Source organism: Candidatus Avelusimicrobium sp. (assembly GCF_056976295.1).
Genome location: NZ_DBMCTG010000004.1, coordinates 1 through 25,105 on the forward strand (window position 1 = coordinate 1; position 25,105 = coordinate 25,105).

Consider the following 25,105-nt stretch of genomic DNA (forward strand, 5'->3'; position numbering starts at 1 on the left):
TTTTTCTAAAAGGGTTGTTTTTTTTTTTTTTTTTGTTAAAATTTTGACGAATCGCGGTGGATATACCCGGATGTATCCGGTATATAAAAACGCGTATAAAAGGCCTTTTTGCCCAAATATAAAGACCTTAAAAAGGAGAAAAAATGAAAGGAGTTACTTCTATGGTGTCATTCCCGAACTCAGCGGGCCACCAATTCCTCGGGGATGACGGTTTAACAACAAGTGGCCGCACGGCAAGAGCCTTTGTCAAACGGTTGGTTGTTTTGTTTCTGATTACTCTATTTGCGGCGGTAAATGCTCCGGCGGAAATCATTTCCGCGGTGTCGTATAATCCGTCGCGTATGGGCGATTACGTCTATTTAAAGGTAGCCGATAAGGCCAATTTAAAAGGCGGTATTGAAGCCAACACGATGACGGTCCGCTCCGGCGGTACCGTGAGTGCCAGTTCACCTAATTTAAATTATAATGTTCCCGCTGTGGTGGGGGAGTCCGGCTCTGCGCTTGATATGCCGAACACGGCTATCCACGGAGCGGCTGCCAATACTTATGATAATTATCAGGCTGTCAATACGGGTACACCTAATGCACTTTTAAATAATGTGTATGTAAACGGCGGAACGACAACGGTCAAAAGCGATTCGTATATATCCACGTTGGACGCAGTAAACCGCTTAAAACAAAAGGCGGCCACTCTGCGCGCGAATAAGTTATCTGTCAGTGGCTCAGAGGATGCAAGCCTTTATGATGAAGCCACAACGGACGGGTTTACATTGTCCGGGAACGATATTCCACAGCCGACATCTTCGCACGTCAATACAGGCGCGGCACTTAGCAACTGCACCTTAAAATGGGAAGAGCGCGTAACAAGCAACAACCAAAAGGTAAAACTCTTGGCCTTGGCAAATTGCGGAGGAACTACTCCTCCGTCCACGGGCGATTGCTCTAACGCTACTTATAAGGCCGCTCACAAGAGCGAGTGCTGTCCGTCCGCCGCTAAAACCGATACGGTGTGCTATTCTCCTGTTTATACATATGTTACTCTCAGGGAGGGATTATATGATAGGGAGTCTTTTGATGGTGATTGTGGTCCCACTGATGGAATATGTGCAAAAGTGGGATTTACTTGTTATTACAAGCCTAAAAATACAAATTGTGTCTCAACCCCAGTAAGCCAAGGGTACAGACAAACTCGGTGTCATGGGTATTATTTGAAATGCCAAGATTCTGGCGAGTATAAACAGTTGTGGTAATTTTTTAATCTCGCCCCGGGTTTAAAACCCGGGGCGTCAATTTTCACCGCGTAACAAAAATTCCCGTTTGCGCCCTCCGAATTGATATAATCTAAATAAGGTGGATTATGTCTTTATTTTCTAAACTTTTCAAATTGTTCTTGGCTGTGGTGCTTATGCCGCTTATCCCTATGGTGCTGCTGCTGGCCTACTACCAGGTTCATTTGAAAAATAATATTTTGGAAACGCACGCGAATTTGGCGCAAATTGTGTCCTCGTCTATGAACCAACACATAGAGGACCTTACTTGGCGCTTGTCTTTCGCGCAAAATATTACGTCTGCCCTTGCTTCACATAAAAACCCCACCCGCCAGTTACAAGATGCTTTGGGGGCAAACCCTGACTTTTTGATTTTGGCCGTATTGGATTCCTCCGGAAAAGAATTATACCGCGCCGGAGATAAACAGATTTTAAAGCAACTGCCACCGCTTAATTTGTCGGGCGACGACTCCTTGCCTGCTCTTGCCAAAGAAGGCCGCTTGTCTGTCAGCAGTTTTGATGTAATGGACGGACGCCCGATTAGCGAATTTATTTATCCGCTTTCCAATGGGGATTTTTTATACGGAATAATGAGTTTCTTTGGGCTGTTGTCGCGCGTGCAGGAACAGCGTATCGGCCAGACGGGCCGCATTTACATTGTGGACCAAAACGGCTCCGTCTATGCCAACGATTACCAATACAAACCTGCGTTTGATGCGGAAGCGTTAAAGAACGCCTTTTCGTCCAAAAGCCGCCTGATTAAAAAATTGAACACCCCGCAGGAAACTTATGTGGGGGCTTTTGCGCCTACTCCCATTTTAGGAGCCTATGCCACCGTGCTCCAATTAAAGAGCGAGGCCTACCGCAGTATTTATTACACGAACATTATTATTGCCCTGTTTTTGTTGTCTATTGCCACTTTGGCCTATTTCGGCGCGCTTACTTTTGCAGAGCGGTTAGGCGAGCCGATAGGCGCGCTTTCGCGGGCGGCCAAAGAGGTCAGCGCGGGTAATTTTGACGAAAAAATAGACGAAGAAATCGGCTGGGGGGAATTTAAGCAGTTGATTTCTTCCTTTAATAAAATGACCGCTGATTTGAAAGATTACCAAGTGTTGCAACTCCAAGCCCAAGTAAGCGAAATGAAGGAGCAGGTGTTCCGCGCGGTTGCGCACGACTTGCGCGCGCCCCTTTTGGGGTTGCAGGGGTATTTATATATTTTGCAAAGCGGCAAAGTGTCTAAGGACGAAGAAAAGCAATATTTGGACTTAATGAGCAAAGCGGCTAAAAATCTATCTGCTTTGTTGGAAGACGTGTTAGATGTTTCCCGCGTTCAGGCCGGAATGATGTTACCCAAAAAAGAAAGTGTATCATTGCCGGAACTTGTTAAAAACGTTACTGATACATTAGCCCCCGCCGCGCAAGAAAAGGGCTTGGCCCTTTCCGCAGATATCGCGGTGGAGCGTTTGCCGGCCGACCCGAAACTTTTGCAGCGGGTTATAATGAACTTGATATCTAACGCGATTAAATTTACCGACAAGGGTTTTGTCCGCGTGCGTGCGTGGCAAGACGAAAAAGGATATTATCTGTCGGTGGCTGACAGCGGGATAGGTATTAGTGAACAAGACGCAAAGGGACTTTTTCAAAAATATCATCAAGTCCACACGGACCGTTCAGGCTACGGCTTGGGGCTGTTTATCAGCCGCCAAATTATGCAGGCGCACGGCGGGACGTTGGGCGTAACTTCTAAACAGGGCGAAGGCAGCGTGTTTACGCTTTCTATCCCCAAGGAGCAGAAATGATTGTTTTTTGGCGGTTGTTTTTAACCTTCTTTTTGACGGATTTCGTTTTCTTTCACAAAACGATTAACCAGTTGGAAAAAGAAAACTGGCTCAAAGCCTCGGCTTTGCATAGTGCAGTGTTTTTGTTCTGGGCCTATTTGCTGTGCTACGGCTATTTAACAATGCCTTGGCCTTTTTTGGAACTTTTCCATCTGCCCGGTTGGATGTGCATTTTGCTGTGCTGTGCGTTCCACGTCTTTTCGGACAGATTTTTCCAGTTTGGCGGCAAAATGCGCCACGGGTATGTCTTAACATTTTTTACGAAAATCTTTGCCAACCTCCTCTTTTTGTTTCTGTGCGTACCGTTTAGAGTGCTGTACGAAACAGGTAATTTCTTTGCCGAATCGTGGGTTATCTTTTTGGTGGGGCTTGTAACCGCTACCCGCGTGATAGGTTGGTTTATCTTTTCCATTGAGCAGGACCGCTACGGGCGGGATTATCCCACCTTTGACGAACGGTGGCTGCTGATGATGGTGCGTGCTATTTTCTTTTTAATAATGCTCTTGCCCGGTTGGCGGTGGATGGTGTGGCTGCTGGTGTGGTACGGGGCTTGTGTGTATGCCCGAAAAATACGCTTAATGGACGTGTCCCACGCGGCTTTTTATATAGGGGTATTTGGGGCTGTTTTGGTAGGTTTTTTGGTACGCCTGAGATTTTATTTGGTGTGGTGAAATATGGAACTTTCTAAAATTAAATTTGCTTGCTTGGATACGGAAACGACGGGTTTGTCGCCGGATGACGGCGGACGAATTTGCGAACTGGCAGTGTCTGTATCCCAGGGCGGCCGCCCGGTGGAGGAATTTTCCACCTTGTTAAACCCCGGTATGCCAATGCACCCGGAGGTAATTGCTATTCACGGTATTACAAACGAAATGGTGGCAAGTGCCCCCAAATTTGCCGATATATTGCCCAAACTTTTGGGTTTGTTGGATGATTGTGTTATAGTGGCGCACAATGCTGATTTTGACGTAAACTTTTTACGTAGCGAATTTGCACAATGCGGAATGCGCTTTCCGCCCTATCCCGTGATTGATACGCTCAAACTGGCGCGCAAGAGCGGTAAATTTGCCAAAAACAACTTGGGCTGTATTGCCGCTGATTTAGGAATTAACTGCGCGGGGTGGCACCGGGCAATGGCTGATACAAAAATGGCCGAACAGATTTTTTATTACTTTTTAACCGAACTTAACAAGCACGGTGTTTCTACACTGGAACAGTTAAGTTCGTTCCAACAAAAACGTTGGAAAGATTTAATTAAGGAGAATTAATTATGGAAAAAGTAGTTTTAATTATTCGCGACGGTTGGGGCGATGCCAAAGCCGGTCCGCACAATGCCGTAACCAATGCCAAAACGCCGAATATGACGAAATATTTGGCCGAATATCCGCATACGCAAATTGAAGCCTCCGGCGAACAAGTAGGTTTGCCCGCCGGGTATATGGGGTCCTCCGAAGTCGGCCACCTCAATATGGGTGCGGGGCGCATTGTGGTACAGGAACTCAAACGCTTGAAAGACACCATTGAGGACGGTTCTTTATTTAAATCCACCCCGTTTGCCGCCTGCATTGATAACTGCCTGAAAAACCATAAACCGCTGCACGTTATGGGCCTTGTACAAGATGAAGGGGTACACGCCCACCAGGACCATTTGCACGCCATTATGAAATATGCCGCCGAAAAGGGCATTAAGGATGTATATATACATTTCTTTGCCGACGGACGCGATACGCCGCCGCAAAGTTCTATCGGGTTTATCCGCACCTTGGAAGAAAAAATTAAAGAATACGGTGTCGGAAAAATTGCCACTATTCAGGGCCGCTACTATGCTATGGACCGCGGCGAGGATTGGAACCTGACCGATAAAGCCTATAATTTAATTGTGCACGCACAAGGCTTGCACGGGAATACCGCCGAAGAAGTGGTGGAAACCGATTACAAAACAATGAAGACCCCCACCAATACGCCGATGGTGGACGAATATATCCCGCCGACCGTATTGGGCGATTATAAAGGTATGGAAGCCGGTTCCAGCGTGATTTTCTTTAACTTCCGCCAAGACCGCGCTATCCAACTGACCCGTGCGTTTATTGATGATAACTATCCGGGCCACCGCGGCGAACGCGTGCCGTGCGTGTATTGCGGCCTGACTAAATACTATGATGCCTTCCCGTTTAATGCCTTGCCCTCTATGACAGACGGGGGCGGTATGGACCACCTGCTCGGGCAGGTAATCTCAGATGCCGGCTTAAAGCAACTGCGATTAGCCGAAACACAGAAATTCAAACACGTTACGTCCTTCTTTAACGGCAAACAAATTAAACCGTATGCCGGAGAGGACCGCATTGAAATCAAGGGCCGTTTTGACCCGGCCACCTTTGCCGAACATCCGGAAATGGAAGCCTATATCGTTAAGGATGAAGCCCTCAAACAAATCGCTTCTGGCAAGTATGACTTTATTGTTATTAACTTTGCTAACTGCGATATGGTGGGTCATACGGGCAAATTTGACTCTGTGGTCAAGGCCGTAGAAGTGGTGGACGAGTGCACGGGCCTGGTAACAGAGGATGCCTTGAAGCACGGTTACACTGTGTTTATTACCGCCGACCACGGCAATGCCGAAGAAATGTGGGACGATAAAATCAATATGCCCAAAACCGCCCATACGACCAACTTGGTAGATTTTGTATATGTCAGCAACAACCACAAAAACGCCAAAATGGCCGCCACGGGCAACTTGGGCGATATTGCGGTAACGGTATTGGACGTGATGGGCCTTAAAAAGCCTGCCGATATGACGGCCAAGAGTTTAATTGTCAGCAAATAATAAGTAAAACTCCGATTATAAAAATCACTTTTGCGCTTGTTCTCTCCCAAAGGGGCCTCCGCAAGAGTGATTTTTTTGTAAACGGAGCAAAAGGATAAGCGGGCTTTTGCGCAAAAAAGTAAAATAGAAATATGGAAAGTTATATTAAGGTAAAAGTCCACGCGGGGGAAAAGAAGAACAAACTTGTTCAAAAAGCCCCGGATACCTTTGAACTGTGGGTAAAAGCTCCCGCCGAACAGGGCCGTGCCAACGAGGCAGTCCGCGCGTTGCTGGCACAACACCTCAATTTGCCCGAAAACAAACTCTCTCTTATCAAAGGGGCCACCTCTCCGGCTAAAATTTTCCTAAAACGCGCCTAATTTGGCTATATAAATTCCTCTAATTTTGTTATAATATCCATAGAGCAAATTATACGGGGCGTAAGCCCTTGGTGTTTTTTGACTCTGCAAAACGCAAAAAAGAATAATTGGTATATGAAAACTTACGAAAGCGTAATTATTGTGAAACCCCAACTCTCCGACGGAGAAGTGGGCGAATTTGTGGTTAAGGCCAAAGACCTTATCACGAAAAACGGTGGCGAAGTTGTCAGCGAAGAAAGATTGGGCAGAAGAAAATTCACCCACGAAGTAAATCACGTTCGCGATGGCTTCTACCTCTATTTAAAGTTCAAAGCCGAACCGAAATTTGTAAAAGTTTTTGAAGATGCTTTGAAACTTAACGAAAAAGTCCTCCGCTCTATGACGATGTGCGCCGTAGAAGTGAAGGTAAAACCGGCTCCTGCCGTTGCAAAATAAGGTCGCTATGCCAGCACAAATCAAATTACCGGAACAAAACGTTGTATTTCTAGTCGGACGGTTAACACGTGACCCTAACGTTTCTTTTACGCAGAAAGGTCAGGCAGTGTGCCGTTGTGACATTGCGGTCAACCGCAGATATTTGGATACTGCCACAAACGAGTGGAAAGATGACACCGTATTCGTTCCCGTAGTGGTTTGGGGTGCTGCCGCCGAACGGTGTAAAGACCGGGTGAAAAAAGGGACCCCCATTTCCGTGGAGGGCCGCCTCACCAGCAGCGAATACACCGATAAAACTACCGGTCAAACCCGCAGAAGTTTGCAGGTAACAGCCCGTAGAATCCAAATACTGGAAAATAACGCCGCCGGCGGTTATCACACCGCTGATGCCGCTCCGGCCGCTAAGGACGACGTCCCCACTACTGACGTAATGGAAGACGACGTGCCTTTTTAACAGGAACCAAAGAGAGATAACAAATGTCCGAAGAAATTAAAAACACGCAAGCCCCCGCTGCGGCCAATGCCGCTGCTCCGGCCGTCCGCTCCGAAAGACCGGCGCGTCCGTTTATGGGCAAAAAGCGCTTTGAAAGCAGAAGAAAAGTCTGCAAAGTCTGCGCTGAAAAAATTGACAATGTGGATTACAAGAACTTTCAGTTCGTAAAGTCCTTTACTATGGAAAGCGGCAAAATCCTTTCCAGAAGAATTACCGGCACCTGCGCTAAACACCAGCGCCAGATTACCAAGGCTATCAAACGCGATCGCAACTTGGCTATCTTGCCGTATTCTTTGCCCAAGAAATAAGCCGGAGGACGCAAGAAATGAAAGTTATTTTGAAACAGAACGTAAAAAATTTGGGTATGATGGGCTCCATCGTTGATGTAAAGCCCGGCTATGCCCGCAATTTCTTGGTGCCGCACCGCTTGGCCGAAATCGCCACGGAAGGCGCTATTAAGAATTGGCAGTTGGGCGCCGAAAGACGCGCCAAACGCATTGAAGCGGAACTCGCCGAAGCCCGCGCCATCGCCGAAAAATTGGCCGGTGTCGTGCTTCCGTTCACCAAAACCGTCAACAGCGACGGCGTGGTGTTCGGTTCCGTAAACAAAGCCGATATCTTTAAAGCCTTGAATGCCTTGGGCCACAACATTGCCAAGGACGCCATTGAACTCAATATGCCGATTAAGGCTTTGGGTGAAACCGAAGTGGGCATTTATTTGAAGCCCACCGTTACCGCGGTTATCAAGGTACAAATTAACCCCTTGACCACGGTGGAAGAAAAAGTAGCCGATGCTAAGCCGGAAGCCAAAGAAGCGGCGGCAGAAGCCAAATAACTCCCAACCTAGTTGCGTTTTGTAATGACCCCCGCCCCGTGCGGGGGTTTTTTGTTGGTATTAAATTAGGAAGTTATCCCGGAGTGTTTTTGTCTGGGATTTCGTTGTTATTGTTGTCATTCCCGAGTGTCGTAATCGGGAATTTGTTTTTGCCGTGGTTGTTCTCTTACAGAACGACAGATTCCCGAACCCTGCGGGCCGCACCCTAGCGGGCCGCCAAAACTCTCGGGGATGATGCCAACAGCATTGTTTAGTGCGGTCGCACGGTTTTTTGTATGGGACAAGACAAATGTGCCAAAATCGGGGGTGCAGAGTACCAGATTTGCCAATACGGTTCTTCTCAAACTCCTTGTTATAAATTGCCCAATTAACCCTTGTTCGGGTGGCATTAAAAGCGTCTAAATTGCTACAATAATAAAAAGCGCGCCTTACCGGGGAGTAAGAGCGTTGCCCCATTTTTTAGTTGTAGAGGACTTATGGCAAGCAATTTACTGGAAGAAAAAATCCCTCCGCAGGCAATAGATGCGGAAATGGCTGTTTTAGGCTCAATGCTTTTGGATGCGGAGGCTGTAACCGATGCGTTGGAAATTTTAAAGCCCGAACATTTTTATAAAGAATCCCACCAAAAGATTTTTGCCGCAATGAAGAACCTGGCGGACCGGGGCCAAGCGATTGATATCATTACGCTTAGTGAGGAACTGAAAAAAAATAACCTTTTGGCCCAGTTGGGGGGGGAAGTTTATTTAACACAACTGGTGGATAAGGTTTCCACTGCCGCCCATATTAAGCACTATGCGGAAATCGTCTATAAAAAGTACGTCGTACGCGATTTAATTCGCACGGCCACATCACTTGTCCAACGCTGCTATAAGGAAGAGGACGACGATCCTCAGGTGCTGATTGACTCTGCCGCCGACCAAATTTATAAGTTAAGTCAAAAGCAGAAACTTACGGGCTTTGTTTCTTCAAAAGATTTGGCCCCCGAAGTGATTGAAATTTTGGAAAAAGCCGTACGCAATAAAAACGCTATTCAAGGGGTGCCGACTGGATTAGATGAGTTTGACCGAAAAACGGGCGGGCTTAGAAAATCTGACCTTATTATTTTAGGGGCGCGTCCCAGCCAAGGTAAAACCGCTTTGGCCTTAAATATTGCGCACCACGCTTGCGTGGAGTGCGGGTTCCCGGTGGCATTTTTCTCGCTGGAAATGGGGCGGCACATTATTTTTGAACGTATGCTCGGCGCGGCCTCTATGGTGGAAATTTATAAGTTGCGTACCGGATATTACGAGCAGAGCAAATGGTCCGATTTAACGCGCGAATTGGGTCGCTTGGCTTCTGCGCCGATGTATATTGACGATACGTCCGGTATTTCCATTACCGAACTGCGTATGCGCGCGCGCCGTTTGGCTACCGATCTAAAAAAACAAGGCAAAGAGTTGGGGCTTATTGTGATTGACTACTTGCAGTTAATCCGCGGCGGTGAACGCCGTACCGAAAGCAGACAGCAGGAAGTATCGGAAATTTCCCGTATGCTTAAAGATTTAGCCCGCACCTTAAATGTGCCTGTCTTGGCTCTTTCGCAGTTAAGCCGCAAAAACGAGGATAAGAGCCGCCAAGACAATAAGCCGCAACTTTCCGACTTGCGCGAATCCGGCTCTATTGAACAGGACGCCGACGTGGTGGCTTTAATCCACCGCGAAGCGTATTATAAACGCGACGACGAAACGCTAAAAAATAAAGCCACCTTGATTATTGCCAAACAGCGTAACGGCCCGGTGGGAGATATTGACTTGGCTTTCTTTGGCGAATATGCCTTGTTCACAAATCCCGCACCTGAATCTTTGGAATCAGCGCAGAATGTGGGCGGAAATACCACAATGGCGATTCCGGAGTAATGTATATGATGCCTATTTTAAGACCGACGGTTGCCGAAGTGGATTTAAAAAAACTGGCCCGCAATATGCGTAAGGTACACGAGCAGGCCGGAGAGGGCGTGCGCGTTTTGACTGTTTTGAAGGCGAACGCCTATGGCCACGGAGCGGTGCCTTTGGGTCTATTTTTGGAAAAAAACAAACTAAGCGATTTTTTTGGCGCGGCCTCGGTGGAGGAAGCATTGCAGTTGCGCCAGGCGGGGATATCATTGCCTATTTTGGTTTTGGGCAGTATTTACCCGTTTGAAGCGTTTGAGTATGCCATTAAAAACAATATCGCCATCACTATTGCCAGTTTAGATGCAGCCAAGGCTGTATGCGAAATTGCGGAAAAAATAGGCAAAAAAGCCCTTTGCCACGTTAAGCAAGATACCGGTATGGGGCGTATCGGCACGCGCCGCGGCGGAGTTTTTAATGTGATTGAATATTTGGATAAAAATCCGTACGTTATTTTGGACGGCCTTTTTACGCACCTTTCCAGCGTGGAGACCGATCCGGCCTATACTGAGGAACAAATCGGTTACTACCGAGATACCTTAACCAATGTTCATTTAAAGGGTATCCATATCAATTATTGCCACGTGGCGGCTTCTTCGGCTATTACCGCGCGGCCCGATGTGCATTACGATATGGTCCGCACGGGCCACAGCGCGTTCGGATTAGAAGCCGGGTTTGAGCCGATTTTGTCCTTAAAAACCCGTGTGGTATATGTAAAGGACGTTCCCGCCGGGGCGAGTATTAGTTATAACCGCAGTTTTATTGCTCCGGCCCCAATGAAGGTAGCCACTTTGCCCTTGGGGTATGGGGACGGCTATTTGCGCGCTCTTTCCAATAAAGCAGAGGTGCTTATTAACGGCAAGCGTTGCCGGGTGTTAGGTAATATCACAATGGATATGATGATGGTGGATATTACCAATGCTGGGTCCGTAAAAGTGGGCGACGAAGCGGTAGCCGTAGGCCGCCAAGGCGGCGAAGAAATTACTTATGCGGAACTGGCTGAAAAGGCGGGCACGATTGATTATGAATTGTGCACTCTTTTAATGATGCGCGTACCGAGGATTTACAAAGAATAATGTTTACACTTATCGGTAAATATATGTCCAACCTGTTCGGCCAAGTGGGCGGAGCCGCCCAAATGGTCCGCTCGTCTTTGTTCTGGCTGACGCACTCCCGCTTTGAATTTGGCCAGGCGGTGGAACAGAGCGTAACGATTGGCGTAGAATCTTTGGGCGTAACGGCGCTTACCAGTTTGTTTACGGGTATGGTGTTGGCGTTGCAGGCAGGAAACACGATTGGCAATATCTTCGGAGAACCTATTTTCGTGGGAACGATTGTTACTTTTTCGCTTATCCGTGAATTAGGGCCGGTACTGACTGCGGTGGTTGTTTCCGGCCGTGCGGGGGCGGCGGTAACGGCGCAAATCGGCACAATGGCGGTTACCGAGCAGATTGATGCGCTTTATACATTAGGTACGAACCCTATCCGCTATTTAGTTATCCCGCGGATGTTTGGCTTTGTGTTTACAATGCCGGTTTTAACACTTTTTTCCAACTTGTTTGGAGTCTTGGGTGGCTATTTGGTGGCGGTTTATGCGCTGGGAGTTGCCGGAGAGGTATATATTACGGATATTACCTCGTTTATGGGTGTGAAGGACTTTATGCACGGCTTTATTAAATCGTTTGTGTTTGCGTTTATGGTGGCGACGGTTTGCTGCTACAAAGGGGTCAGCACGCGCGGCGGTGCCGAAGGAGTGGGGAAATCTACCACCGGGGCCGTAGTTACGACGATTGTGCTTATTTTGGTATTGGATTACTTTTTAACCGCCATTTTAACGGCGTTCGGGGTTTAATATGATTGAAATTAAAGATTTGAAAAAAAGTTTTGGCCCCAAACAGGTGTTAAAGGATATAAACCTCAAAATAGAAGAGGGCAAAACCACTTGCATTTTGGGCGGTTCCGGCTCGGGCAAAAGCACCTTAATCAAATGCCTTATCGGGTTGGAAGAAGCCACGGGCGGACATATATGGGTGGACGGAAAGGATATTACAAAAATTCACAGCGAAATTAAACTGGCCGCTATCCGCCGCAAGTTTGGTTATTTATTCCAAGAGGGAGCCTTGTTTGACTCTATGAGCGTGGGCGAAAATGTTACTTTTGGTCTTAAATATTTAACCGAAGTGCCGGAAAGCGAATATCCCAAGGTAATTAAGGAAAAATTGGCCTTGGTGGGGCTAAAAGAGGATGTAGCCAAATTAAACCCCAGCGAACTGTCCGGCGGTATGAAAAAGCGCGTTTCGTTGGCGCGCGTGCTGGCGGTGGAGCCGAAAGTAATTTTATATGACGAGCCAACCACCGGGTTGGACCCTATAATGTCCGATATTATCAGCGATTTGATTATCGGGTTAAAAGCCAAACTGGGGGTAACCTCGGTCGTGATTACGCACGATATGCGTTCGGCCTTTAAAATTGCCGATTATATTGCGTTCTTGTACGAGGGACATATTTTGATGTATGGTACGCCGGAAGAATTTAAAAAAACGGATAACCCGTATGTAAAACAATTTGTGGAGGGCAGCAGCCAAGGGCCTATCCAAATGCAGTTGTTAAAAGCATAATTTTATTTTAAGGAAAAGGATAAACAATGAAACCGGAAACAAAATTGGGGATATTTACCGTATTAGGTCTTTTTATCTTTGGTTTTTCGCTCTACTTTTTGGGCGGGCTGTCCGTAACCAAAACACACGATATTAACATCACGTTTGCGGACGTGTCCGGCCTGGCCGTGCAGGCTCCCGTTAAACTATCGGGGGTAGAAGTGGGGAAGGTTAAAAAAATCAAAATTGAAAATGGTCAGGTGGTTGTAGTAGCCTCTATTAATGACGGGGTGGAACTGCACCGCGGGGCACAGTTTAGCGTGGCGATGACGGGCATTATCGGCTCCAAATATTTAAAAACCGAGCAAGGCCCTCTTTCGGCCCCCCTCATCCAGCCGGGCGAGTATGTGCCGGGGCTTAACGAACAGCCGATGGATGTGATGATTTCGCAAACAATGTCCAGTATTAAAGAATTTGTGGATAGCGTAAATAACCAAGGCGAATTTGGGGAAAAACTCAACCAAACAATGAACGATGTGCGCCAGTTATCGGCTAATTTGAACCAATTAGTGGCCCAAATGCGTCCGTATTTGACAAATTCTGTGGAAAATCTAGATGTAGCCTCCGAACGATTGAAAGAGGTGCTGGCTAAGGCGGACTCTTTGATGAACAGTTTGGAAAACGGGGAAGGGGTTATCGGCAGTTTGATTAAGGACCCCGAAATGAAGAAGGACGTAAAAGACAGCGTAAAAGATTTGAAGGAAACAATGGGCGAGGTAAAAACCTTTGTGGGCAAGATGAGCCGATTCCGCGTGTATTGGGATTACGACTTCTTCTATATGCCCGGCCCGGGTCAGGCCACCAGCGACCTGGCACTTGAAATCTTCCCGTCCAGCGGTTATACATTTTACCGCGTAGGTATGGCCAATATCGGTAACGAGGATGATAAACTTAAAGATGGCGACTATTTGGAAAAGAACAAGTTTGACGTCCGCTTTGGTCTCTATAACAAATGGGCGACCGTTTCCGCCGGTTTAATCCGCGGCGGCGGTGGGGTGGCCTTGGAATTAAAGCCGTTCTATGACGACGAATTTTTAAGCCGCTTTACTGTGGGTGGGGAGTTCTATGATTGGGGCCGCGACCGCGTGATTAACGGGCGCCGCTTCAATAAGCCCAATTTGACGTACGGATTAGATTTCCGCGTGAACCGTTATTTCTCCGTGGGCGCGTGGATGCGCGACGCGATGGAAACCAACGAATTTGCGGTAAAGGCCAATCTGTCGTTTAATGACCAGGATATTTCTTCTTTCTTTGGTATGGCGGCTGCGGCCGGAGCCAGATAAGGTATGAAATTTAAAACAGTTTTCGTCTGCCAAAAGTGTGGTTACGAATCCCCCAAATGGGCGGGTAAATGCCCGGAATGCGGGGAGTGGAATACATTGGTGGAAGAAGTCAAACAACAGGAAAGCAAAAAGGCGGTACAGCGTACGCGCAGTTTTACGGATTTTTCTTCCGAGATTGTAAAACTGGCAGACAGCAAGGCTGTAAAAGAGCCGCGCATACAAACGCACATCAGCGAGTTTGACCGTTTGTTGGGCGGCGGCCTAGTCAAAGGGCAGTTGAGCCTTTTGGCCGGGGCCCCCGGCATTGGTAAATCTACGCTAATGTTGCAGGTGGCGGCGGAACTTTCCAAGACGTTAAAGGTGCTGTATATTTCGGGCGAAGAGAGCATCGGCCAGATTTCGGGCCGTGCCCAACGGCTAAAAGTAAATGGCGACAATATTTTCCTGTTGTGTGAAACGGATATCCAAAAAATTGTAGAGTCCGTGGAACAGGTCAATCCCGAAGTGCTGATTTTGGATTCTATTCAAACGGTTTACCACCCGGAATTTACCTCCTCCGCCGGTACGGTGGCGCAGGTGCGCGAGTGTACCAGCGAATTGGTGCGCTTGTGTAAACCCAAGGGCATTATTACCTTTGTATTGGGCCACGTTACTAAGGACGGCGAACTGGCCGGACCGAAGATTTTGGAGCATATGGTTGATTGTGTGCTCTATTTTGACACGGAAAAGGATAACGTTCTGCGCCTGTTGCGCCCGCATAAAAACCGCTTTGGTTCTACCGGCGAAATCGGTTTGTTTAAAATGACGGGCCACGGACTTGAATCGGTGGAAAATGCCAGCGAATATTTCGCCCAAACTTCGCGTGATAGTGCTATGAAGGGCCGGGCATATTCCTTGGCCTTGGAAGGTTCCAGACCAATTTTGACCGAAGTCCAGGCTTTGGTATCGCCCACACGCTATCCGTTCCCGCGCAGAGTGGCTACGGGGGTAGATTTAAACCGTTGCTTAATGTTGTTCGCCGCGTTGGAAAAGCATATCGGGCTGTCTTTGGACAACAAAGATATCTTTGTCAGTTTGGCGGGTGGCGTAAAATTGAAGGACCCGGCCCTGGATTTAGCCGTTTGCGCGGCGGTAATCAGTTCGTGCAAGGAAATTCCGGTTGCGCCGGATTGTGTGTTTATGGCTGAGGTGGGCATTTTGGGGCAGGTTGCCAAGGTGCCGCTTATTGACCGAAGACTGGAAGAAGCCCAGCGGTTAGGTTTTAAGAAAGGCTTTTCAGCCTCGGTAACCAAAGGCGAAAAGCAAAAATTGAGTGCAATGAGCCTTGTGGAATTGGCCGATTTGAACGCTTTGGCGCTTAAATTGCGTTAATCCGGCGGGTGCGCCGTCAAAGAAACGCTGTAAAAATAGCCTGCAAAGTGCTAGAATATAACTAGTCTTATCCGGGGACAGGTTCCCCTATTTTTGGAGGGCATATGCCTATTTGGATTTTTCGTATTTCCACGTTGGTAGCATTTCCGTTTCTAACGTATAACTTTATTGATAAAGAGTGGATGAGCCTGCTGGCGGGTCTTTTGTGCGGTGCGCTCGTCGTGGCGGGCGAAGTGTTGTTCAAACGCTTGCGCCTTATTAAAATTATGATTGCCTGCTCCGGCTTTTTGTTGGGCTATATGTTGTTTGTTCTGTTTGATTATGGGATGAACAACTTTGCCAATGGCGACGTAATGGCTTTTTGGAACCAGCATCAGCGTTCTTTTGAAATCGGTCTGCTGGTTTTTGGGGTGTTGGCCAGTTTGTTTAAGTCGCGCGATTTGGAGGGACTTTCTTACAAGGGGCACCACTTAAAGGTGGCTGACGTTACCGCGCTGATGGACGGGCGCATTGTAGATTTGTGCGAAATTAATTTCCTCTCCGGCGTGATTGTGCTGCCGGTGTTTGTCTTAGACGCATTAAACAAAATGGTCTCCTCCAAGGACCCGTTGGAACGCGCCAAAGGCCGCCGTGGGTTGGATGTGGCTTCCCGCTTGCAGGAACTTTCGGAAATTTCCGTCCGCATTACAAGCAAAACTCCAAAGGCCGACACCTTGGAGGAGTGCGTTGTAAAATTGGCTAAAAGTTTGGATGCCGAAGTGGTAACGCTTGATTTTAATGTAAATAAAATTGCCGCGCTTTACAATGTAATTGCTCTTAATGTGGCGGATTTGGCTACCGCCTTAAAACCAGTGGTCTTGCCCGGGGAAAGTATGTCCCTCTTTATTATGAAAGACGGTAAAGAAAAAGAGCAGGGTATCGGCTATCTGGATGACGGCACAATGGTCGTGGTAGAGGATGGCCGCAAACATATCGGCAAACGCACGGAAGTGGCTGTATATTCTATTTTGCAAACATCTTCCGGCCGGATGATTTTTGCCAAAGTTAAATAAGGTTTTTTATGTCTGAACAGACGGGCTTTTCGTCAGCGGTAATTGTAGCGGGGGGAAGCGGCAGCCGTATGGGCCGCCCCAAGCAAATGTTGCCGCTTGGCGCAAAGCCCGTACTTGTTCGCACGGTGGAAGCGTTTTTACAGACGCCGGAAATTAAAGAAATTGTGGTGGTTACGCCGTCTGAGAACCGCGCGGAATTGCAAAAGCGGTTTCCTGGAATTGTCTTTGCAGATCCCGGAAAAACAAGGCTTTTGTCGGTAAAAAACGGTTTTTTAAAAACTTCCGCCGCATCCCAATTAGTGGCCGTACACGACGGGGCACGCCCCTTGGTGGAGCCCGCTCATATCAGCGCGTGCTTGCAGGCCGCACGGCAATACGGCGCAGCGGTATTGGCTGTGCCTGTTAAGGACACGGTTAAAGTTTGTGAGGGCGGTTTTGTGCAAAACACGCTGGACCGAGCGGTTTTGTGGGCCGCACAAACGCCCCAATGCTACCGCCGCCCGGTATTGGCGGAAGCCTTGGAAAAATTCGGGCAAGAGGAAGGGGCGACGGATGAATCCCAACTGGTTGAAAAACTGGGGATAAAGGTGCGCGTGGTACCGTCTTCCTACAAGAACAATAAAATCACCACGCCGGAAGATTTAATATTTGCGGAGGCTCTCTTGGAAAATTCTGTTATTTACCGCACCGGTTTCGGTTTTGACTTACACCGCTTGGAACCGGGACGCAAATTGTTTATTGGCGGGGCGGAAATCCCGCATACAAAGGGCTTTTTAGGACATAGCGACGGAGATTTAGTTCTGCACGCCTTGTGCGACGCTGTTTTAGGTGCGTTATGTGCAGGGGAAATCGGCATTTTGTTCCCGCCTACGGACGAATCTATTAAAGGGATTTCCAGCGTAAAAATTGTTAAAAAAGTATTGGAAATTGTCCGCTCCCACCACGCGCAGATTGAACACATTGATGCAACTATTATCACCCAAGAGCCCAAAATAAAGCCGCATTATGAAACGGTCCGCAAGTCTTTGGCGGAAGTGTTTGAAATGCCCTTGGAAAATGTTAGTTTTAAATCAAAAAGCCACGAACACGTGGGAGAAATTGGCCGCGGGGAAGCGGCTATGTGCCACGCGGTGGCTACGTTAAAAATTCAAAAGTAAGGAGTTGTACCTATGAAAATTCGTTTTATTTTAACCTTGGTTTTGGCGGGCTTAGTGGCCGCGTGCAGCAGTACCGATTACCGTTCCCATAAAAAAGTAACCCAAGGTATTGATTATTCCCGCTATCCGGGCAACCAGGCGTATTACGAATTTACCTCGCCTTTCCCGCCCGAAAGCATTCCCGCCGGTACGGAAACCACGGCTCCGTCCGCCGAGGAAGCGCAACTGGGGGAAGATGAAGATTTTACCTCCGAAAATTTAGCCAGCACCTATGGTAACTATGGCGACGTGGTAGTCAGCGTGGCTACTCGTAAATTTCAGTTGGGGGCTTCCGCTACGCGCAAGGATATGAACTTGTTTCAAAAGGCTCTTGATAAGGCCTACGCGGTAGCACTTAAAAAATACCGCCCGGTGGGCTTTACTTATTCTATGTCCAGCGTAGGCGCGGTCAATTCGCTTTCCGACATTACTGTAAACTGTAAACTCAGCGAAACTTCCGCCAACGAGGTGGGCCAGTCCACCTGCACGCTGTTTTTTAATACGATTAAATCCACTTATTTGCAACTGAAAGAAGAGGCTAACCAATGATGTACTTATATAATACCGCCACGCACCATAAAGACGAATTTAAACCGCAGAACGAAAAGCAGGTAACAATGTACTGCTGCGGGCCGACTGTGTATAACTTTGCGCACATTGGCAATTTGCGTACTTATATTTTTGAAGATTTACTTTCCCGCACTATCCGCTTGCACTACCCGCTTAAACACGTTATGAACATTACCGACGTGGGGCATTTGGTGTCAGATGCGGACTCCGGTGAGGATAAAATGGAAGTCGGTGCCGCTCGCGAGGGAAAAAGTGCGTGGGATATTGCCAAGTTTTATGAACAAAAATTCTGGCAGGATTACGACGCCTTGCATTGTACCCGCCCGACGGTTATCAGCCGCGCAACTGCACATATTCAGGAAATGATTGCCCTTGTTAAAACCTTGGAAGAAAAGGGTTATACCTACCGTACTTCGGACGGTATTTATTACGACACTTCCAAGTTTGACCGTTATGATGCGCTGGTCGGCCACGCCCGTATCCGCGGTTTGCAGGGCGGTGCCCGCGTGGAAATGAGCGACGAGAAACGCAACCCGACCGATTTTGCCTTGTGGAAATTCTCCCCCAAAGATAAAAAACGCCAAATGGAGTGGGATAGCCCGTGGGGAGTCGGTTTCCCGGGGTGGCATATTGAGTGTTCCGCTATGGCGATGAAATATTTGGGCCATACGCTGGATATCCATTGCGGCGGGATTGACCACGTTACGATTCACCATACCAACGAAATCGCCCAAAGCGAAGCCGCCACCGGAGAGAAGTATGTGAACTATTGGGTGCACGGTGAATTTTTAATTTTGCGTTCTGGTAAAATGTCCAAGTCCGGCGGTACTTTTGTTACGCTGGATGTGCTGAAAGAAAAAGGTTATGAGCCTTTGGCCTACCGCTATTTGTGCTTGGGCGCGCATTACCGCACACAGTTGGAATTTTCTTACGAAAGTATGGATAGCGCCACGAAAAGCCTTAAAAATCTTCGCACTTTGGCTTGCCAAGCCCAAGACGAAGCCAAAGGCACTCCCGTTCAAAATGAAAAAGTCCAAGCCTGGAAGGATAAATTTACCGCCGCTATGGAGGACGATTTAAATGCCCCCAAGGCCTTGGCTGTTACTTGGGAAGCCGTCCGCTCCTGCGATTTGGCGGCTGGGGAAAAATTGGCATTTTTGGAATTTGCCGATACGATTTTGTCGCTTGATTTATTTAAAAAACAGGAGGCCGCCGCTTGCGAATTACCGGCAGAAGTAGCCGGCCTTTTAAAAGCGCGTGCCGAAGCCCGCGGTGCGAAGGATTGGAAAAAGTCCGATGAACTTCGCGACGCCATTGCCCGGTTGGGGTATGTTGTAAAAGATACACCCCAGGGCCAACAAGCGGAGAAAAAATAATATGATGAAGATTCCCAGTGAGTTTTTACAGCGAATTCCCAAGGCGGACTTGCACGTCCATTTGGACGGCTCTCTGCGTCTTTCCACGTTAATTGAACTGGCCCAAAAAGAGGGAGTTGAACTTCCCGCCTATACCGAGGAAGGATTGCGCGAAAAGGTTTTTAAAGATAAGTATGCTTCGCTCGTAGAATATTTAAAGGGCTTTTCCTACACCGGGGCAGTTATGAGAAATGCCGCCAATATTGAGCGGGTGGCCTATGAACTGGGATTAGATGCAATTGATGAGGGTGTGCGTTATTTAGAGGTGCGTTTTGCACCCCAGTTGCACGTGAGCGACACTTTATCGGCGCAGGATGCCGTTCGCGCCGTGGTGCGTGGGTTGAAACGCGCACAGGAAGAACATAACGCTTCGGACGCTGTTAAAAAAGAGGAAGATTTGGAATTTTATTTTGGCATAATTGCGTGTGCGATGCGTAATTTTAACCAGTTTATGTCTCCTTATTATGCCAATTTGATTAAAGCCCTTTCCCAATCCAGCAAGAGCGAAATTTTCGGCATTGCTTCGTTGGAATTGGCGAAAATGGTCGTAAAACTGGCCAAGGACGAACACTTGCCTGTTGTCGGGTTTGACCTGGCGGGTGAGGAGGCCGGTTATCCGGCGGCTGACCATTTGGCGGCCTACCGTTATGTGCATAAACATTTTATCCGCAAGACGGTTCACTCCGGCGAAGCCTATGGTCCGGAATCTATTTTTCAGGCCATTACCGATTGTTACGCCAACCGTTTGGGCCACGGCACGCATTTATTTGCCGCCTCTATGATTAAAGACAAACGGGTACAGGATAAAGAAGATTACGTCAATTCATTGGCTGATTATATTGCCAGCGAACGCATCGGTATTGAGGTTTGTTTGACGAGCAATTTGCAGACCTTGCCGGAAATCAAATCGGTAAAGGACCACCCAATTAAAGAAATGATTAAGCGCGGGCTTCCCGTCAGCATTAATACGGATAACCGCTTGGTGTCCAATACCACTGTTACCAAGGAAATGGAACTGTTGGTCCGCAATGTGGAACTGGCTCCCAAGGAACTGAAAAACATTGTAATTGCAGGCTTTAAGAGCGGGTTCTTCCCGGGAAGTTATGTGGAAAAGCGCCGCTTTGTACGCAAAGTAATTGACCGCTACAATGCTTTGGCCCGCGAGTATAATATTCCATTGTACTAACCTATTACCGATAGAAAAGCCCCGGTTTTCGCCGGGGCTTTTTGTACCTTTATTTTTGCTCGTCAAAGCCTTTGGGGTTGGGTATTAAGTGGCGGACCATTTCCCGTACTGCTTTTTTAAGTAAGGTCTTGCGCGGGTGAATCCGTTGTTTTCGGTCGCTTGCGCGGCGGCCGTAATGCTTATGGTGGAGGGCGGGTTCTTCCTCTAATGTTTTGCCGCTGTCCATAGAAATCCGCTGGCTCGGGTAAATGCTTTGCCGCCCGGTAATTAAGAAACTAATCACGCATACTACTGTGGCATAGGGCGCAATCGCCGGGCCAAAAAGTTCTATGGCCATAATACTGGCCGCCAAAGGTGTATTGGCCGTACCCGCCAAAACAGCCACCAAACCGAGGGCGGCTAATGTAGCACTATCCACACGCATAAAATCGGCCAGCATTGCTCCCGCTTGCGCCCCCACAAAGAAAATCGGCGTAACCACGCCGCCAATTCCTCCGGCGGCAAAGGTAACGGAGGTGGTAATAATCTTATACAAAAAGCCAAAAGGGGACAAGAGCGGCTCTCCGTTTAGGGCCATATCAATACCGGGCATACCTAAGCCCAGGTAAATGGGCGAAGCAAAATATCCTATCGCCACTAAAACAAGCCCTCCAATCATACACGCCCAAAACAGACGCGTACGCAAAGCAATATAGCGGAATACCACGCGGGCAAATTTGCTGATTTCAATAAACAGGATAGACACCAGTCCGAAGAACATCCCGGCCACAATCATTTTGAGGAAAAACTGCTCCGAAAACACGGGCACAAAATGCAATGGATGATAAATGTAATCTACCCCTAAAAAAGAGGTAACTTGAAAGGCGGTTATTCCGGCAACCAAAGCAGGGAACATCACTTCATAAAAAATATGTCCTACCCATAATACTTCCAACCCGAACAGTGCGCCCGATATCGGCACGCCGAATACACCCGCAAAGCCCGCACTTACGCCGCAAATCATCATTTTGCGTTGGTTTTCCGGGTCCATACGCAAAAGGCGCGCCAGTATAGAGGATACTCCGGCCCCCACGTCCGCGCACGGGGCTTCTTTACCCGCCGAACCGCCGGAAACCATTGTTACAATAGGCAAGGTAAACCCTTTTAAAATAGAAATAAAAGAAATAGGCCTTTGGGCATTGATTTTATTGATGACCGCATCTGTGGAAAAGTCTTTATCGCGCTTGGCGGTTTTCCGGCCCAGTAGCGCTACGATATATAAGAAAACGGGCAGCCCCAAATAAAACAGCGGAATCCCGTTTCTCCACTCAATAGAGGCGTCCAGTATCTTTAAAAAGGCCGCGTCCAACACGCCCACCAGCGCGCCAATGACGGTAGCCAATAAAAACCATTTAACAATATTAATAAAATTTGTACGGTGTTCGTCTAACATAATTAATATCTTACTAAATTGCCCTTTCCTCTTGCAGAGTAAAAAAAGGTTATCTGTGCACTGCTCCGGGGGGGAGTGTTTTTTGCTATACTATATAGGATGAAGCCCGGGATAAAAACATTTTCCCGGAAAATTGAACAATTTGCAAGGAGTTTTTATGGATTCGTTTATTTCTTCCGTCATTACGCTTGCGTTGGTAATGGACGGCTTCGGCAATATTCCTCTGTTTATTGCCGCACTAAAAAAGGTGGCGCCGGAACGCCGCAAAACCGTACTCATCCGCGAGTTGGCTATCGCCCTGATTATTATGGTGGCCTTTCTGTTCTTGGGCAAATGGTTCTTGCGCGCATTTGGTATCCACGAATATTCGTTAAGCATTGCGGGTGGTATTATTTTGTTTATCATCTCGGTTAAGTTGGTTTTTGGCGGGGATGAGGAACCCAAAAACGACCCCAAGGAAGATGAACCCTTTGTGGTTCCGTTGGCTATTCCTTTGGTGGCGGGGCCGGCGGCCTTGTCTATGGTGATGATTACGGCGGCACAGCAGTCCAATAAATTTATTACGTTGGGTGCGGTAATTGTGGCCTCTATCATCAACTCCATTATTTTGATGGCTTCTTTTCCCATTAGCAATTTGTTGGGGAAACGTGGCTTGATTGCCATTGAACGCTTGACGGGTATGATTCTTATTTTGATGTCCGTAGATATGGTGATGGGCGGCATTTCTACATTTATGAGTTTATAAATAAAGAGTTCGCGCGGCTTGTGTGGTGGGCGTTGGTGCAGTAAGTGTGGCTCTAAACGGGGGTTCTCGTGAAAAAAGGTTTTACGCTGTTGGAATTAGTGGTAGTGGTGCTGATTATTGCGGTGTTAGCCACCGTGGCGGTAACATATTACGGCAAAGCCGTGGAGCGCGTGCGCATTGGCGAAGCAGAAAGTTTAATGGGAACTATGCTTTCCGCTCAGGAACGATTTTTCCTGCGCCGCCAACAATATACGCCCTATTGGCACCAATTGGATGCGGCCCCGGTGGCCGTCCGCACGCCCAAAGAGCATAACGATTTTGCCAACGGTGCGGAAAATACTATTTATTACACGCGCGGCGGTGTGGAGAGCGGTGTTTTAAATGAGGGTTTTGCAATTTCGTTTGAGCAGGACGCTACCGACAAATGGTTTGTTGTGGCGCGACGTGTGGGCAAATCTGATAAATACACTTATCACTTGGTGCGGCCCTTTGGCAGTACGCAGACGGTGTGCGTGCCGGTGTGGGAAAACGAAAACGACGTAAGCGTCTGCTGTGATTATATGGGTGTGGACAATCAGACGGACCTCACAGGCGACCCAATGGTACCCAAAATAAGTTTGGCAGATGATTTTTAACCGAACGGGCGGCTTTTGTTTTAGGCCGCCTGTATGATGTAAAGGGCTGGCACGGCGCGGAGCGGTCTAGGAACTGTTGTTGTTAAAACAAGGAATAGATACTGGACAGAAACCTTCCAGTATGACTTTTTAATAAAAGCAGTATCATCTGCGTCATTCCCGAGTGTAGCCGGCGTGAGATATGTCCCGTTTTTTCAGGTCGTCATTCCCGAGTGTCGTAGTCGGGAATCTGTCGTTGTGGTTGTCATTATAAAAAAGGGGAAAAATTCAATGAAAAAGAAAAAATTTGAACTTAAAAGTTTTAGCCTTATTTTATTTATCGGCCTGTTGTTGCTCGCGGGGTTGTTTCCGTTTTACGAACGCACCGTGGAGGGTAGCAAGGCCGCGGCGGCGGTCAGCGTTCTTTTAAATGTGGCTACGGCGGAAAACCAGTATTTTATTAAACACAAAACCTATACTTACGATTGGTCGGCCTTGGACAAACATTTACCCCGGATACCCAAAAAACAAGGCTTTTTAGGGGCTGCGCCCAAGGCGGGATATGCACGTTTTTTTGCGTTTACCGTCAAAGATGCCGCCACGGGCCAGGATGGCTTTGCGCTTGATTTGCAATTAAATAAAGAAAAAACGGAAGGTACCGCCACGGCTGTACGCAAGGGCGGGCTGTTGGGTTACACCTTGGAAATGTCGTTGCCCGAGGGCATTTTTGCTTGCCAAGCCGAGGGAAAAATTGCCAAGCGCCTGTGCAATAAATTGACGGTGGAACTGGAAAAACTCCGCACCCCGCAACGGGAAAGCCCCGCCACCCCCGAAGAGGAAAAACGAAAAAATAATTAAGGTCCTATTTTAAAATTTAGGGCTTGACAACCGTTTTAATCCTTATTAAAATGAAATGGTAGCCCCTAGGGGGCTATAAAACTAAACTTATATATAAAACTGTAGGAGGTTTTATGAATAATAAGAAGGGTTTTACCCTGATTGAATTGCTGGTGGTCGTATTGATCCTCGGCATTTTGGCTGCTATGGCTATGCCGCAGTATTTTAAAGCGGTTGAACGCTCCCGCATGACGGAAGCCGTAACCTTGCTCGCGAACATTGCGCAGGCGCAACAACGCAAATATATGCAAGTGAACAAATACACTACTGCTTTTAGCGGTTTAGATGTTGCTCCGAAAGGTGCCTCTGGTGCTACCTACTATACCAAAGGTTCGGGCAAAAACGGCTTCAAAATTGACTTGGCTGGTACCGCTTATAATGCTGGTATTGCTACTGCAACCCGTGTGCCGGAATCTGGCAGCACCTTGCAGTATAGTTACAACTTGACCCGCTACTATGCCAACCGCGATACGAGTTGCACTGGTACGGATAATAACGGGGCTGCTTTATGCGCTGATTTCTGTGGCGTAGATTCCTTGGCGGCAAACACGGCTTGTTGCAGTGACGGTTCTCAAGGCGCTGATGCTACTGGTGCCGGAAAAGCTTGCGGTGTTCCGGCCAACAACGACTAGTAGCAACGAAGTTTTATTTGGTTAATACCAAAAAACCCCGCTCGGAAGAGCGGGGTTTTTTCTGTCCGTTTTTGA

26 protein-coding genes are annotated in these 25,105 nt (G+C 47.8%); 25 read left to right on the forward strand and 1 reads right to left on the reverse strand.

The annotated features are described in order from the left end of the window. Positions 1-143: 143 nt before the first annotated feature. The 21 genes from ACZOTW_RS02435 (at position 144) to ACZOTW_RS02535 (ending at position 20,710) form a co-directional block, all read left to right on the forward strand. Positions 144-1,250: a hypothetical protein gene (locus ACZOTW_RS02435; protein WP_483997400.1), complete on the forward strand. Its 1,107-nt coding sequence runs from the start codon at positions 144-146 to the stop codon at positions 1,248-1,250. 107 nt (positions 1,251-1,357) lie between these two features. Continuing rightward, complete coding sequence (locus ACZOTW_RS02440; protein ID WP_428045516.1) at positions 1,358-3,067, forward strand: HAMP domain-containing sensor histidine kinase; 1,710 nt, start codon at positions 1,358-1,360, stop codon at positions 3,065-3,067. Then, positions 3,064-3,777, forward strand: a complete 714-nt coding sequence (locus tag ACZOTW_RS02445) for a hypothetical protein (RefSeq protein ID WP_177748419.1) — start codon at positions 3,064-3,066, stop codon at positions 3,775-3,777. Before ACZOTW_RS02440 ends, ACZOTW_RS02445 begins: the two co-directional genes overlap by 4 nt. A gap of 3 nt (positions 3,778-3,780) precedes the next feature. Beyond that, complete coding sequence (locus ACZOTW_RS02450) at positions 3,781-4,374, forward strand: 3'-5' exonuclease (RefSeq protein WP_177748418.1); 594 nt, start codon at positions 3,781-3,783, stop codon at positions 4,372-4,374. A gap of 2 nt (positions 4,375-4,376) precedes the next feature. Then, positions 4,377-5,930, forward strand: a complete 1,554-nt coding sequence (gene gpmI, locus ACZOTW_RS02455; RefSeq protein WP_483997401.1) for a 2,3-bisphosphoglycerate-independent phosphoglycerate mutase — start codon at positions 4,377-4,379, stop codon at positions 5,928-5,930. Between the two features lie 131 nt (positions 5,931-6,061). Further along, entirely contained in the window at positions 6,062-6,289 is a 228-nt protein-coding gene (locus ACZOTW_RS02460) for a DUF167 domain-containing protein (RefSeq protein ID WP_177748417.1), read from the forward strand. A gap of 114 nt (positions 6,290-6,403) precedes the next feature. Next, positions 6,404-6,724, forward strand: coding sequence for a 30S ribosomal protein S6 (rpsF, locus tag ACZOTW_RS02465; protein WP_177748416.1), 321 nt, complete (start codon positions 6,404-6,406; stop codon positions 6,722-6,724). 7 nt (positions 6,725-6,731) lie between these two features. Further along, positions 6,732-7,178, forward strand: coding sequence for a single-stranded DNA-binding protein (locus ACZOTW_RS02470; RefSeq protein WP_177748414.1), 447 nt, complete (start codon positions 6,732-6,734; stop codon positions 7,176-7,178). 23 nt (positions 7,179-7,201) lie between these two features. Then, on the forward strand, positions 7,202-7,525 hold the full coding sequence (gene rpsR, locus ACZOTW_RS02475) for a 30S ribosomal protein S18 (RefSeq protein WP_177748412.1): 324 nt from the start codon (positions 7,202-7,204) through the stop codon (positions 7,523-7,525). A 17-nt stretch (positions 7,526-7,542) separates the two neighbouring features. Next, positions 7,543-8,052: a 50S ribosomal protein L9 gene (gene rplI / locus ACZOTW_RS02480; RefSeq protein WP_177748410.1), complete on the forward strand. Its 510-nt coding sequence runs from the start codon at positions 7,543-7,545 to the stop codon at positions 8,050-8,052. Between the two features lie 476 nt (positions 8,053-8,528). Then, complete coding sequence (dnaB, locus tag ACZOTW_RS02485; protein WP_177748408.1) at positions 8,529-9,947, forward strand: replicative DNA helicase; 1,419 nt, start codon at positions 8,529-8,531, stop codon at positions 9,945-9,947. A 5-nt stretch (positions 9,948-9,952) separates the two neighbouring features. Then, positions 9,953-11,056, forward strand: coding sequence for an alanine racemase (alr, locus tag ACZOTW_RS02490; protein WP_483997402.1), 1,104 nt, complete (start codon positions 9,953-9,955; stop codon positions 11,054-11,056). Continuing rightward, on the forward strand, positions 11,056-11,832 hold the full coding sequence (locus ACZOTW_RS02495; RefSeq protein ID WP_177748404.1) for an MlaE family ABC transporter permease: 777 nt from the start codon (positions 11,056-11,058) through the stop codon (positions 11,830-11,832). Before alr ends, ACZOTW_RS02495 begins: the two co-directional genes overlap by 1 nt. A 1-nt stretch (position 11,833) precedes the next feature. Further along, the gene (locus tag ACZOTW_RS02500; protein WP_428039438.1) at positions 11,834-12,598 is read left to right on the forward strand and encodes an ABC transporter ATP-binding protein; all 765 of its coding nucleotides are present in this window, start codon (positions 11,834-11,836) and stop codon (positions 12,596-12,598) included. 26 nt (positions 12,599-12,624) lie between these two features. Next, on the forward strand, positions 12,625-13,920 hold the full coding sequence (locus ACZOTW_RS02505) for an MlaD family protein (RefSeq protein WP_483997403.1): 1,296 nt from the start codon (positions 12,625-12,627) through the stop codon (positions 13,918-13,920). Positions 13,921-13,923: 3 nt separating this feature from the next. Then, positions 13,924-15,291, forward strand: a complete 1,368-nt coding sequence (gene radA, locus ACZOTW_RS02510) for a DNA repair protein RadA (RefSeq protein WP_428063606.1) — start codon at positions 13,924-13,926, stop codon at positions 15,289-15,291. A 104-nt stretch (positions 15,292-15,395) separates the two neighbouring features. Beyond that, the gene (locus ACZOTW_RS02515; protein ID WP_483997404.1) at positions 15,396-16,343 is read left to right on the forward strand and encodes a PIN/TRAM domain-containing protein; all 948 of its coding nucleotides are present in this window, start codon (positions 15,396-15,398) and stop codon (positions 16,341-16,343) included. An 8-nt stretch (positions 16,344-16,351) separates the two neighbouring features. Next, a complete protein-coding gene (gene ispD, locus ACZOTW_RS02520) occupies positions 16,352-17,500 on the forward strand; it encodes a 2-C-methyl-D-erythritol 4-phosphate cytidylyltransferase (protein WP_428063608.1) in 1,149 nt (382 codons plus the stop codon). 12 nt (positions 17,501-17,512) lie between these two features. After that, on the forward strand, positions 17,513-18,088 hold the full coding sequence (locus ACZOTW_RS02525) for a hypothetical protein (protein WP_483997405.1): 576 nt from the start codon (positions 17,513-17,515) through the stop codon (positions 18,086-18,088). Next, positions 18,085-19,485 (forward strand): cysteine--tRNA ligase, encoded by a 1,401-nt coding sequence (gene cysS, locus ACZOTW_RS02530; RefSeq protein ID WP_428040346.1) that lies wholly within the window; start codon positions 18,085-18,087, stop codon positions 19,483-19,485. The genes ACZOTW_RS02525 and cysS overlap by 4 nt, the downstream gene beginning before the upstream one ends. Position 19,486: 1 nt before the next feature. After that, the gene (locus ACZOTW_RS02535) at positions 19,487-20,710 is read left to right on the forward strand and encodes an adenosine deaminase family protein (protein ID WP_428037302.1); all 1,224 of its coding nucleotides are present in this window, start codon (positions 19,487-19,489) and stop codon (positions 20,708-20,710) included. Positions 20,711-20,759: 49 nt separating this feature from the next. On the opposite strand, the gene ACZOTW_RS02540 is transcribed toward ACZOTW_RS02535, so the two are convergent. Further along, positions 20,760-22,142 carry a chloride channel protein gene (locus ACZOTW_RS02540; protein WP_428037303.1) on the reverse strand — a complete coding sequence of 461 codons (1,383 nt, stop codon included), beginning with the start codon at positions 22,140-22,142 and terminating at the stop codon, positions 20,760-20,762. Positions 22,143-22,299: 157 nt separating this feature from the next. On the opposite strand from ACZOTW_RS02540, the gene ACZOTW_RS02545 reads away from it, so the two are divergent. From ACZOTW_RS02545 to ACZOTW_RS02560, 4 genes are all read left to right on the forward strand, one after another. Beyond that, entirely contained in the window at positions 22,300-22,887 is a 588-nt protein-coding gene (locus ACZOTW_RS02545) for a MarC family protein (protein WP_177748385.1), read from the forward strand. A 68-nt stretch (positions 22,888-22,955) separates the two neighbouring features. Continuing rightward, positions 22,956-23,522, forward strand: a complete 567-nt coding sequence (locus tag ACZOTW_RS02550; RefSeq protein WP_428039447.1) for a prepilin-type N-terminal cleavage/methylation domain-containing protein — start codon at positions 22,956-22,958, stop codon at positions 23,520-23,522. Positions 23,523-23,792: 270 nt separating this feature from the next. Further along, positions 23,793-24,359: a hypothetical protein gene (locus ACZOTW_RS02555; protein ID WP_483997406.1), complete on the forward strand. Its 567-nt coding sequence runs from the start codon at positions 23,793-23,795 to the stop codon at positions 24,357-24,359. 113 nt (positions 24,360-24,472) lie between these two features. Beyond that, on the forward strand, positions 24,473-25,030 hold the full coding sequence (locus ACZOTW_RS02560) for a type IV pilin protein (protein ID WP_483997407.1): 558 nt from the start codon (positions 24,473-24,475) through the stop codon (positions 25,028-25,030). Positions 25,031-25,105: the final 75 nt, after the last annotated feature.

Excerpts from the sequence above, each read along its gene's own strand:
- ACZOTW_RS02435 (WP_483997400.1), top strand. The coding sequence starts at position 144 with ATGAAAGGAGTTACTTCTATGGTGTCATTCCCGAACTCAGCGGGCCAC.
- ACZOTW_RS02440 (WP_428045516.1), top strand. The coding sequence starts at position 1,358 with ATGTCTTTATTTTCTAAACTTTTCAAATTGTTCTTGGCTGTGGTGCTT.
- ACZOTW_RS02445 (WP_177748419.1), top strand. The coding sequence starts at position 3,064 with ATGATTGTTTTTTGGCGGTTGTTTTTAACCTTCTTTTTGACGGATTTC.
- ACZOTW_RS02450 (WP_177748418.1), top strand. The coding sequence starts at position 3,781 with ATGGAACTTTCTAAAATTAAATTTGCTTGCTTGGATACGGAAACGACG.
- gpmI (WP_483997401.1), top strand. The coding sequence starts at position 4,377 with ATGGAAAAAGTAGTTTTAATTATTCGCGACGGTTGGGGCGATGCCAAA.
- ACZOTW_RS02460 (WP_177748417.1), top strand. The coding sequence starts at position 6,062 with ATGGAAAGTTATATTAAGGTAAAAGTCCACGCGGGGGAAAAGAAGAAC.
- rpsF (WP_177748416.1), top strand. The coding sequence starts at position 6,404 with ATGAAAACTTACGAAAGCGTAATTATTGTGAAACCCCAACTCTCCGAC.
- ACZOTW_RS02470 (WP_177748414.1), top strand. The coding sequence starts at position 6,732 with ATGCCAGCACAAATCAAATTACCGGAACAAAACGTTGTATTTCTAGTC.
- rpsR (WP_177748412.1), top strand. The coding sequence starts at position 7,202 with ATGTCCGAAGAAATTAAAAACACGCAAGCCCCCGCTGCGGCCAATGCC.
- rplI (WP_177748410.1), top strand. The coding sequence starts at position 7,543 with ATGAAAGTTATTTTGAAACAGAACGTAAAAAATTTGGGTATGATGGGC.
- dnaB (WP_177748408.1), top strand. The coding sequence starts at position 8,529 with ATGGCAAGCAATTTACTGGAAGAAAAAATCCCTCCGCAGGCAATAGAT.
- alr (WP_483997402.1), top strand. The coding sequence starts at position 9,953 with ATGATGCCTATTTTAAGACCGACGGTTGCCGAAGTGGATTTAAAAAAA.
- ACZOTW_RS02495 (WP_177748404.1), top strand. The coding sequence starts at position 11,056 with ATGTTTACACTTATCGGTAAATATATGTCCAACCTGTTCGGCCAAGTG.
- ACZOTW_RS02500 (WP_428039438.1), top strand. The coding sequence starts at position 11,834 with ATGATTGAAATTAAAGATTTGAAAAAAAGTTTTGGCCCCAAACAGGTG.
- ACZOTW_RS02505 (WP_483997403.1), top strand. The coding sequence starts at position 12,625 with ATGAAACCGGAAACAAAATTGGGGATATTTACCGTATTAGGTCTTTTT.
- radA (WP_428063606.1), top strand. The coding sequence starts at position 13,924 with ATGAAATTTAAAACAGTTTTCGTCTGCCAAAAGTGTGGTTACGAATCC.
- ACZOTW_RS02515 (WP_483997404.1), top strand. The coding sequence starts at position 15,396 with ATGCCTATTTGGATTTTTCGTATTTCCACGTTGGTAGCATTTCCGTTT.
- ispD (WP_428063608.1), top strand. The coding sequence starts at position 16,352 with ATGTCTGAACAGACGGGCTTTTCGTCAGCGGTAATTGTAGCGGGGGGA.
- ACZOTW_RS02525 (WP_483997405.1), top strand. The coding sequence starts at position 17,513 with ATGAAAATTCGTTTTATTTTAACCTTGGTTTTGGCGGGCTTAGTGGCC.
- cysS (WP_428040346.1), top strand. The coding sequence starts at position 18,085 with ATGATGTACTTATATAATACCGCCACGCACCATAAAGACGAATTTAAA.
- ACZOTW_RS02535 (WP_428037302.1), top strand. The coding sequence starts at position 19,487 with ATGATGAAGATTCCCAGTGAGTTTTTACAGCGAATTCCCAAGGCGGAC.
- ACZOTW_RS02540 (WP_428037303.1), bottom strand. The coding sequence starts at position 22,142 with ATGTTAGACGAACACCGTACAAATTTTATTAATATTGTTAAATGGTTT.
- ACZOTW_RS02545 (WP_177748385.1), top strand. The coding sequence starts at position 22,300 with ATGGATTCGTTTATTTCTTCCGTCATTACGCTTGCGTTGGTAATGGAC.
- ACZOTW_RS02555 (WP_483997406.1), top strand. The coding sequence starts at position 23,793 with ATGAAAAAGAAAAAATTTGAACTTAAAAGTTTTAGCCTTATTTTATTT.
- ACZOTW_RS02560 (WP_483997407.1), top strand. The coding sequence starts at position 24,473 with ATGAATAATAAGAAGGGTTTTACCCTGATTGAATTGCTGGTGGTCGTA.